The following is a 2,478-nucleotide window of genomic DNA, read 5'->3' on the forward strand; positions in this document are numbered from 1 at the left end:
AAAAGGCTATCTATTAGGAGTTTAACTGATGAGTTATATTGATGAGACGACACAAACCTATGAGACAACTAAAATTACTAATCTCTATGAAACCGACTTTGTAGAGTGGACTATTAAACAAGCTCAAGCATTAAATGACCATGACACAAAAGCTCTTGATTGGAATAATTTAAAAGAGGAAATAGAAGACTTGGGAAAAGAACAAATTAATGCTGTTAGTAGTTTTATTAAAAGATTAATTGAATACAAGCTTAAACTAGAATATTCCTCTCATATTTATCCTCGAAACCACTTGCAAACTGAAATTAACAATTTTCAAGATGAAATTGAAAGAAGACTAACTAAAACTCTATTAGACAAGATAGATATAGATAAAGAGTACGAAAGAGCTAAAAGATTAGTCTTAAATGAATATCAATTAGAACTTCCTGAACGGTGTCTTTATAGTTTTGCAGATTTAATGGAAAGATTACCATAAAATTGAAAATAATGATCGTCAGTTACTGTTAATTTTTTAGATACAAAATAGATGAGGATAAGTTAAATATTATGAAAATCAAGAGAGCATTTTTAGACACAGAAGATGGTCAAATATTGTACAGAATAGGAGGAGAAGGAAAGCCTATTCTTTTTCTCCACATGAACCCCCGAAGTGGTGACGAACATCGAGAATTAATGCCTTTGTTTGCCTCAAATTACCAAGTTATATCAATGGATTTTATGGGTTTTGGAGATTCAGATAAACCTCCTAGAATGTATACCATTGCTGACTATGCTCAAACAGTTATTGCTCTTTTGGATGAATTATCTATAGACAAAGTAATTATTTTTAGTAATCATACGGGAGCATTTGTCGGAACAGAACTAGCAGCTATTTACCCAGAAAGAGTCGATAAATTAATATTAGGAAATGCACCAGTTTTTGGAGCAAAAGGACAGACAAAATTATTTGAATTATTTGATATAGGATTTAAAATTGAACCCGATGGTTCTCATTTAATGAAACGATGGTTAGCTCGTTCTCGTTATGTGGGTTCTGCTGAATTAAATCATCGTTGGGTGTTAGACGACCTCAAATGTTTTGGTTATCCTTTATATGCGGTTTGGGCTGTGGGAAATTATTGTTTGGAGGCCGAAGAAAAATTTAAGCAAATTAAATGTCCGACTCTAATTATTTGGGGATTAGATGATGCTCAAGAATTTGAAAGACTAGGGTTATCAAAAGCCGAAGACCGTCATGTAGTTTCTCGAGCAATTCCCCACGCTAAAGTGGTAGAATTTGAGGAAGGAACTATTTGTATGATGAATCAAATTCCTGAAAAAGTTGCTGAAGCTGTTAAAGATTTTCTAAGCTGATGATACCTAAAAATTATCGCAAGCTTGTGATTAAAAACCTTAATTCTGATTTTCGTTCTGCTGTGGAAATTGTAGAAACTGAACTACAACAACCTCAAGTTAATGAAATTCTAATTAAGAATAAATTTGTAGGGATTAATGCCGGATTTGATACTTTATTATCTCAAGGCAAAATCCCCTATTTTAATCCACAATTTCCTATAGATATGGGGGTAGAAGTTGTAGGAAATGTGGTAGCTATTGGAGATAATGTCAAACAATTTCAGATAGGAGATGGGGTTTTAACTATTACTAAAGGGGGGGCATATCGAGAGTATCAAACTGTTAGTACAGATGGGGTAATTAAAGTTCCTCAAGTTTCTCCAGAAATTGTCACATTAATGCCTACAGGAGTCTCTGCTTTAGTTGCTTTAGAACAAGTAGGAGAAATGACGAGTCAAGAGGTGGTTTTAGTTACCGCTGCGGCCGGAGGAACAGGTCATATTGCTGTACAATTAGCGAAATTAGCAGGGAATCATGTGATTGGGACTTGTGGTTCTCTAAAAAAGGCAGAATTATTACAACAATTAGGTTGTCATAGAGTTATTAATTATCGTCAGGAAGATGTTAATGAAGTTCTCAAAAAAGAATACCCCCAAGGTGTTAATTTAGTCTTTGAATGTGTTGGTCGAAAAATGTTTGATACTTGTGTTGATAATTTAGCTATGAAAGGGCGTTTAATAGTTGTAGGTTTTATTTCCGAATACGCCGATAATTTAGAACAAATTAATCAACCTAGAATCTACGATCAACTTTTTTGGAAAGCAGCTTCCATTAGGGCATTTCTGATGCCTTGTTATCGAGATTATCAAGCAGAAGCTTTCGATCGCCTCTTGAATTTATTTCAAACCAAGCAACTCAAAGTAATGGTCGATCCTACAGAATTCAGAGGATTAAATTCTATTGTAGAAGCTGTTGAATATCAACTTAGTGGGAAAAATCAGGGAAAAGTAATTGTCAGATTATAGACTAATTAGGGTTTGCTGAAAAAGTCTTTTTGCTATTCGTAGTAGTCAGTAGTCAGTAGTCAATAGTCATTTCAGTTATCAGTTATCAGTTATCAGTTATCAGTACCTCTGCCTG

At 34.0% G+C, this 2,478-nt stretch carries 3 protein-coding genes; all 3 read left to right on the plus strand.

Annotated elements, in window-relative coordinates:
• The first annotated feature begins 28 nt into the window (after nt 1-28).
• The 3 genes from AC3DU7_RS31095 to AC3DU7_RS31105 all read left to right on the plus strand — a co-directional run bounded on the left by AC3DU7_RS31095 (nt 29) and on the right by AC3DU7_RS31105 (nt 2,363).
• Entirely contained in the window at nt 29-478 is a 450-nt protein-coding gene (locus AC3DU7_RS31095; RefSeq protein ID WP_488043097.1) for a DUF29 domain-containing protein, read from the plus strand.
• 71 nt (nt 479-549) lie between these two features.
• The gene (locus AC3DU7_RS31100; RefSeq protein WP_488043098.1) at nt 550-1,356 is read left to right on the plus strand and encodes an alpha/beta fold hydrolase; all 807 of its coding nucleotides are present in this window, start codon (nt 550-552) and stop codon (nt 1,354-1,356) included.
• Nucleotides 1,357-1,382: 26 nt separating this feature from the next.
• Nucleotides 1,383-2,363, plus strand: a complete 981-nt coding sequence (locus AC3DU7_RS31105; protein WP_488043099.1) for a zinc-binding dehydrogenase — start codon at nt 1,383-1,385, stop codon at nt 2,361-2,363.
• The last annotated feature ends 115 nt before the right edge of the window (nt 2,364-2,478 follow it).

This window comes from Okeania sp., assembly GCF_983059655.1.